General features: G+C 59.7%; 5 protein-coding genes and 1 rRNA gene. 1 reads left to right on the top strand and 5 read right to left on the bottom strand.

Going from position 1 to position 5,429, the window contains the following annotated elements:
- Window positions 1-9: 9 nt before the first annotated feature.
- Window positions 10-125, top strand: a 5S ribosomal RNA gene (gene rrf, locus APH30_RS25880).
- A 97-nt stretch (window positions 126-222) separates the two neighbouring features.
- Here the strand turns inward: rrf and APH30_RS25875 are convergent.
- From APH30_RS25875 to APH30_RS29355, 5 genes are all read right to left on the bottom strand, one after another.
- The gene (locus APH30_RS25875; RefSeq protein WP_054914127.1) at window positions 223-2,688 is read right to left on the bottom strand and encodes a TonB-dependent siderophore receptor; all 2,466 of its coding nucleotides are present in this window, start codon (window positions 2,686-2,688) and stop codon (window positions 223-225) included.
- Window positions 2,689-2,831: 143 nt separating this feature from the next.
- Window positions 2,832-3,800, bottom strand: coding sequence for a FecR domain-containing protein (locus APH30_RS25870; protein WP_054914125.1), 969 nt, complete (start codon window positions 3,798-3,800; stop codon window positions 2,832-2,834).
- A gap of 4 nt (window positions 3,801-3,804) precedes the next feature.
- A complete protein-coding gene (locus APH30_RS25865; RefSeq protein WP_054914126.1) occupies window positions 3,805-4,308 on the bottom strand; it encodes a sigma-70 family RNA polymerase sigma factor in 504 nt (167 codons plus the stop codon).
- 107 nt (window positions 4,309-4,415) lie between these two features.
- Window positions 4,416-5,105 (bottom strand): GntR family transcriptional regulator, encoded by a 690-nt coding sequence (locus tag APH30_RS25860; RefSeq protein WP_054914124.1) that lies wholly within the window; start codon window positions 5,103-5,105, stop codon window positions 4,416-4,418.
- A gap of 144 nt (window positions 5,106-5,249) precedes the next feature.
- Window positions 5,250-5,429: hypothetical protein (locus tag APH30_RS29355; RefSeq protein ID WP_218186819.1), on the bottom strand; the 180-nt coding region annotated here is incomplete at its 5' end.

Here is a 5,429-nt window from a genome sequence, read left to right as displayed (position 1 = left end):
ACAGAATTTCTTGACGACCATAGAGCATTGGAACCACCTGATCCCATCCCGAACTCAGCAGTGAAACGATGCTTCGCCGATGGTAGTGTGGGGTTTCCCCATGTGAGAGTAGGTCATCGTCAAGATTCAAACCCAAAGCCCCTGTCTGCAATGCAGACAGGGGCTTTGTCTTTTCAGGTACAGGGGCTGCGGTGAAAGTGCCAAACAGCCCTGGCCATCTGCCTAGAACTGATAACTCACTGTTGCACTCACATTGCGCTCTTCACCCATGTAGCAGTAGTTCAGGCTGGCACATGAAGTGATGTAGCTTTCATTGGTGAGGTTATTGGCGTTCAGGCGCACATCTACACCGGTCAGGCCGACCTTGCCCAGGTCATAGCCCACGGAAGCATCGAACAGCGTGTAGGAGGGCACCTTCATGCTGTTTTCCGCATCCACCCAGCTGTACCCCACATAACGAACGCCGCCGCCCAGCCGCAGGCCATCCAGGGCCCCTTGGTGGAAGTTGTAGTCAGCCCATAGGGAGAGCATCTGCTTTGGCGCCTGAGTCGGCGAGTTGCCCTTGTTGTCCAGGTTGCCCGACACCAGGCTCGGCATCGACTTGGAATACTCGATATCGGTAAAGGTGTAGCCACCCAGCAGCTTCAGGCTGTCGCTGAGCTGCACATGTGCCTCCAGCTCCAGGCCCTGCGAGCGCACTTGACCTACAGCGCGATAGAAGTCTTCGTTCGGTTGTTTCGACGCCAGGTTCTCTTGCTCGATGCGGAATACCGACGCGGTGAACAAATTGTCGCTGCCGCTGGGTTGATACTTGATGCCCGCCTCCCACTGCGTACCCTCGGTAGGTGCCAGAGGCCGGCCATCCTGATCGGAGACGGTATTCGGGTTGAATGACTCCGAGTAACTGACATAGGGCGCAATGCCATTTTCGAACAGGTAAAGCATGCCGGCACGCGTTGTGAACTTCGAGCGTTGGTCATTCACCTTGGTAACACTGTCACGGTTCTGTTCGGACACCTTCACCCAGTCCTGACGCAGCCCCAGGGAAAAGCGCCACTGATCAAGCTCCACCAGATCCTGCAGGTATACCCCCGTTTGCTGCAAACGGCGCTGATAGCGGTTTTCTCCCAGCAGCTGCAGGTTGCCATTACCGTACTGCGGGTTGCCGGCGTCCAACGGGTTTACGGTACCGTAACGCCATTCAACGTCAGCTTTGCGTCGCTGGTAGTCCGTGCCCATTAGCAGGGTGTGCTTGGCGGCGCCGGTGAAGAATTCTGCCTGCAGCATGTTATCGATGATGTACGAATGCAGCCGCTCGTCGCCGCCGGTGTAGGCGCGGTTCAGGATATTGCTTTCGGCATCTGCCCAACCGGCGGAATAAACCTGGTCCATCGACACATCGGAATCCTGGTAACGGAAGTTCTGCCGAGCGGTGAAGATGTCATTGAAGCGGTGCTCGAACTGATAGCTGAACGACTGTTGCGTACGTTCGTAGCTGTCGATACCCGTTTCGCCTTCAAAGAAGTGATCGGAAAGGCGCAAGCCATTACGCGGGTGCAGCATGCCGTCTGCCGGGTTACCGCCGTGGTAGCCGCCGTTGGGGTCGTGCTGCAGATAGGCCTGCAAGGTCAGCGAAGTATCTTCGCTGAAGTCCACGCTGATCGCGGGAGCAATGGCGTAGCGTTCTTCCTTGTTGTGGTCGAACTGCGTGTCAGAGGCATCCGCCAGGCCCGTCAGGCGATAGGCGATACGCTGGTCTTCATCCACTGGGCCGCTGAAATCGAAGCCCATGCCGCGCTGGCCCTGGGTGCCGACCGTAGCTTGTACCTGATGGTAGGCGGAAAACAGCGGTTTCTTGGTGGTCAACGCGACCAGCCCACCTGGTGAGCTGCGGCCGTACAGAACCGAGGACGGCCCCTTGAGGATGTCGATGCGCTCCAGGAAATACGGGTCCACCTGCATGGTGCTGTAGGTGCCGTTGTCGCCCATGGATTTGAGCCCGTCGACGTAGATGTTGTCTACCGAGCCGTCGTTGAAGCCGCGCATCGCCACATAGTCATAGCGGTGCGTGGCACCGTAGGGGTTGGTTAGCACCCCGGGTGTATAGCGCATGGCCTGGGCGACGGTCTGTGACCCTTGGTCGTCGATCTGCTGGCGGGTCACCACAGACACCGATTGCGATGTTTCCACAAGCGGCATGCTGGTCTTGGTCGCCACTTGGCTGTGGGTCGCGTTGTAGCCCTCGGTGCTACCCAGCGCATTACCCAGGCTGAAACCGCGGACGTCGGTGTCTGGTAACGACAACGCTGCGTCCAGCGGCTGCGCCTGCAACACGTAGCTGTGCCCCCCTTGGCTGACAGCTCGCAAACCACTGCCATTGAGGAGTTGGCGCAGAGCCTGTTCGGTGGCGTATTGCCCATTGAGGCCGCTGGACTGCAAACCGTTGGTGAGCTGCGGCGTGCTCGACAGTGTGATGCCGGCCTGGCGGGCGAACTGGCTGAGCACATCGTCCAGCTGGCCTGCAGGTATGGAATAGTGCTGGCTGACCTGGGCTGTTTCCGCCGCCATGGCGGCCAGTGGAATAGTACTCAGGCCCAGGGCCGTGCCAAGTACAGCTGCCCGCACTGCATTGCGTAACAATGCTGAGTGCAAGACAGGTCGAAAACCATTCGCGTTGAGTGTGCACATGTGCACGGTGTCGTTAGACATGTTCAAGTCCGTAGGGATGTTGAGGGCGGAAGGTGTTGCTTACTGTCCTAGCCGGACTGCCATTCAAAACCCGCCAAAATACCTGGCACCGCCCTACGGCCACACCTGCATGGGCCGCCTGATCAAGCCAGGCTTTCCACGCGTACCCACCAGCGTGTGCGTTGGCGCAGCCTCACTGGCAGCGTCTGGGGGAGTAGCTGTAGCAAAAGCTCCGGGTCTTCAAGACGGAAGACCCCTGAGAGGCGCAAGCCGGCAACCGCTTCGCTGCAACCCAGGTAACCACGGCGATAGCGGCTGACCTGCGCGAGGAAGTCCGCCAGGCGCATGTCCCGGGTAACGATCAGTCCCTCGCTCCAGGCCATTGCGTCCATGTCCACGTGCTGCAGACGCTGCGCACCCTGTGCGTCCAGGCGCCAGTTCTGGCCGCTTTCGATCCACTGCAGCGGGCCGGTACCAGGCTGGTGGATCGCTACCCTGCCAGTGCCGACGCTGACGTGCGTACAGTCGCTGTCCTGGCGTACCACGAAGTGCCCGGCAAACCCTTCAAGCAAGGCATCGCGGCTTTGTACCAGCAGAGGGCGCTGCGCCGTGGTTGCCTGGCCGCAGGTAATCATGATTTCCCCCCGCTTCAGGCGAACCAGTCGCTGCTGTTCGTCGAAGGCCAGGTCCACGGCGCTGTCTGTATTGAGTTGCATCAGGCTGCCATCTGGCAGCGTGAAGCTGCGGCGTTCACCCATGCTCGTGGCGTAGTCGGCGGCCCAGTAGCTGAGCCCATCCAGGTCTCGGCCCAGCCATGCCGCTGCGCCGACCATGGCCGTGCCACCCAGCAGTTTCAGCGCCTGGCGACGGTGCAGCCGACGCTGGCTGGTTTCAAGGGTCTGCAAGGCCAAACCGGCACCGGGAATGCCGCGCAGGTCGAGATCCTGGTGCATCTGCATCACCCGATGCCAGGCTTGCTCATGCTCTTGGCGGGCCGCGCGCCACTGCACGCATTGCTGTTGCAGGGCGGCATCATGCCCGTTCTCGCGCAGCCTCAACATCCAGTGAATGGCCTGCTTGACCGCTTGTGTTCCGGGTTGTGCAGCAGCCATGGCGTCAGCATTCATCCTGATAGCGCAGCACATAGCAGTGGTAGAGCGCATCGGCGATGTAGCGCTCCACGGTACGCACGGAGATACCCATCTGGTCAGCGATGGCCTGGTGCTTCAGCCCCTCGCACTGGGCGAGCAGGAAAGCCCGGCGCACTTTGGGTTTCAGGCCATCGAGCATGCGCGCGATGCGCTCCAGCAACTCCAGCAACAGTTCGCGGGTTTCAGCCGCAGGCGCCAATGCTTCTGGCAGATGGGACAAGGCCTCGAGGTACGCCTTGTGTAGCTCCTCGCGACGCCAATGATCGATCACCAGCCCGCGTGCAACTTTGCGCAGAAACGCACGTGGTGTGTTCAAGTGCAGTTGCTCACGGCGCTGTAACAGGCGAACGAAGGTGTCCTGGGCCAGGTCGGCAGCATCAGCGGCGTTGCCCAGCTGGCTGCGCAGCCAGGCATGCAGCCAGCCGTGGTGGTCACTGTAAAGCGTTTGCACGGAGTCGTCGCTGGGCATGGGCGAGGTATCAACAATGGACATTAATGATAATTAGTCTCATTGTTGGCGGCGGCGCCATAATTTGCAACCTGTGCGTTTTCCAGCGGCCCATTGGCGGACGCACACTAGTGTCGCGGTTGGCCATCCAGGTATTTGCGGATCACCCTTGCGCCGCTGTTCAGGTGTCGCTCCAGCACGGCAATGGCTTCTTCGACGTGCTTGTCACTGGCGGCGTTGACCAATGCGTTGTGATCATCCTGGGTGAGCTTGCCCAGCCCCATGGAGGAGAGGTGGAAGCGCAAAAAGCGTTCCTCCTCGTTGAGCTCGTCTTCGATCAGGCGTAGCAACTTCTTGTTTTTTGCCTTGCTGTACAAGGCCATGTGCAACAGACGGTTTAGCCGGCCGATTTCAGCGTGGCGGGTTTCATTCTCCAACTGCTGGATGTAGCCGCGTGCCTGGGCGATGTCGCTGGGCTCCAGCAACGGGATGGACTGGCGTAGCGCCTCGCTCTCAAGCAGTATGCGCAGCGCGTAGGTGTCTACCGCGTCCTCGCCGATCAAGGGCGCAACCACGGCGCCCTTGTGCATTTCCACTTTCAGCAGTGATTGCGCTTCCAGCTGGCGCAAGGCTTCACGTACAGGCATGCGGCTCACCCCGAACAAGCTGGCCAGCTCTTGCTGGCGCACGGCGGTGCCAGGGGGCAAGCGACCGTCGAGAATGGCACTGCGCAGGCGTTCTACGATCACGCCACGAGCCTGGTGCGGCAACAGTTGCTCGCTGGCCAACACATTGCTCAGTTTGAGTTTCTCGGCCACGTAAAGCCTGCCTTAACGATGACTAAAGTTGGATCCAATTACATTAGTAACTGCCTGTCAGGGTGTCAAACTCGGTCGATAGCGCCAGTAGCACCCCACAAGGCGCGGCTATGGTGGATGAAGTCGCCTGCCAAAGGAAGCAGCCTATAAAAGGATATAGTCATAAAGAGGGTGCAAGCTGACCAGCGGGTGGATGATTGCAGGGTGCCATTGTCTTTTGCCTTGGCAAGCCCCACCATCGCTGCTTTCGACTGGCCTGAACAGGGCTTCGCAGTGGCGATATCCTGGATGCTCAAACGCCTTGTGCGACCTGCCTTCCTTGCC

It is taken from the genome of Pseudomonas sp. NBRC 111127, from assembly GCF_001320345.1.
In the GTDB taxonomy this organism is placed as follows: domain Bacteria; phylum Pseudomonadota; class Gammaproteobacteria; order Pseudomonadales; family Pseudomonadaceae; genus Aquipseudomonas; species Aquipseudomonas juntendi.
Note: the sequence above shows the minus strand (reverse complement) of the source record. Positions and strands in the feature narration are given on the sequence as shown.